Genomic DNA, 1,334 nt, shown 5'->3' on the forward strand with positions numbered 1-1,334 from the left:
CACAATAAATACAATCAGACCGGCCTCAATCCAAAACCACTTATCTTTGATTGTCCCTTTACCCGTACTGATCTTGACCAGCTTGATAATGACTCGGACCACCACAAAAATCAGTGTTGCAATGGTGATTAAAGAGATGAACAACCCAATCGGCGTAAACACAAAGTCCAGTCCGTCTAACACCTTCCAGTTAAACTTCATTTTCTCCTTGATCTTGGTAATCGGATTATTATCATCGGCGTAGGCCATGATGGGCAAAAGGAACACACTAAAGAACATCATCAAAACAGTTATTGTTTTTTTCATTACATTCATCCCTTCACATAAAATAGATTGATCCACAGCACCACACTCGCAGCCCAGCAGATCCTGGCCACCCAGCGCTCAGTGGCACCGCCGTTACGAATGACATTTAGCGCAACTTTCAGCCTGGGTAGCAGTGCAGAGTGAATTCCTTCTGCTGTCACCGAATCAGCAAGTAGATGTGACCACCAACCGGCTAAAGCACCCAGCCCCATCGCGTACACCAGCGGTGTCTGTGATTCGGTAAAAGTAATCACCCCTGCACTAAGCAAAACGGCGAATTCCGGACTGTGAATCAGTCCCCGATGCTTCACAAAGGGCATGATCAATAACGCCAGCCCCGCTAATAGCAATAGCCAGTGTTCGTGATAATGTAGATACGCTCCAACCATCAGTAGTCCAGCTCCACTAAGAATCAATGTCCGAAGCCTAGCTGCCACAGCAAGGCATAAGCCAGTACCGATCCACAATAGTGGAAAACCCTGTTGTAAGAAAAATAAAACAGCGCCAACTCCTACCGCCATTCCTGATGCCCACCGCAGCTTCTTTCTGGTTTTGGCTGAAAACTGCATGGTATTGCTAACTGTACTGGTCTTGTGGTCTAAATCGGGCAGCAAACCCGCCACACCTGCAGCGACTACTAAGAGTAAGACTGGCGTGATCCTCAACTCGGTGAGGTGTGCAGCGAGAGCCGATCCAGTTAGCACAGCTACAGCTACATGTCCCTTTTTATTCATTTTTTTCATCACCTCCTTCCGAAACAACAAATAACCGCTTCAGGTGCTGAAGCAGTGCGGCCTTCGTTATGACTTGTTATTCAGAAGAAACGGGCGAGTCCTCTCTTCTTAGGCTTATCCAGGATCGGAGAGAGTAATCCTTCCAGTAATTCATCCGTGTTAGAGTCTGATTTGAACGGGTCTGGGTGATACGGAATGGCAAAGACCGGTCTGCCGCTTAAGCAACCGGCTATGATTTCCTGATTTTCTTCACTCGCCAGTGGCAAAGCAATCCTCCAGTAATCTTGAGGTACT

2 protein-coding genes and 1 pseudogene are annotated in these 1,334 nt (G+C 47.3%); all 3 read right to left on the reverse strand.

Annotated elements, in window-relative coordinates; translation table 11 throughout:
- The coding region (locus tag ACQ76X_RS35855) for a hypothetical protein (RefSeq protein WP_438498660.1) at nt 1-306 on the reverse strand (306 nt) is incomplete at its 3' end.
- A gap of 5 nt (nt 307-311) precedes the next feature.
- Complete coding sequence (locus ACQ76X_RS35860; protein ID WP_438498661.1) at nt 312-1,049, reverse strand: metal-dependent hydrolase; 738 nt, start codon at nt 1,047-1,049, stop codon at nt 312-314.
- Nucleotides 1,050-1,120: 71 nt separating this feature from the next.
- A pseudogene (locus ACQ76X_RS35865) lies at nt 1,121-1,334 on the reverse strand (serine/threonine protein kinase); the annotation flags it as partial.

Source organism: Paenibacillus sp. IHBB 3054 (assembly GCF_051594305.1).
Lineage (GTDB): Bacteria > Bacillota > Bacilli > Paenibacillales > Paenibacillaceae > Paenibacillus_AQ.

Coding starts and splice junctions, on each gene's coding strand:
- ACQ76X_RS35860 (WP_438498661.1), bottom strand. CDS start 1,049: ATGAAAAAAATGAATAAAAAGGGACATGTAGCTGTAGCTGTGCTAACT.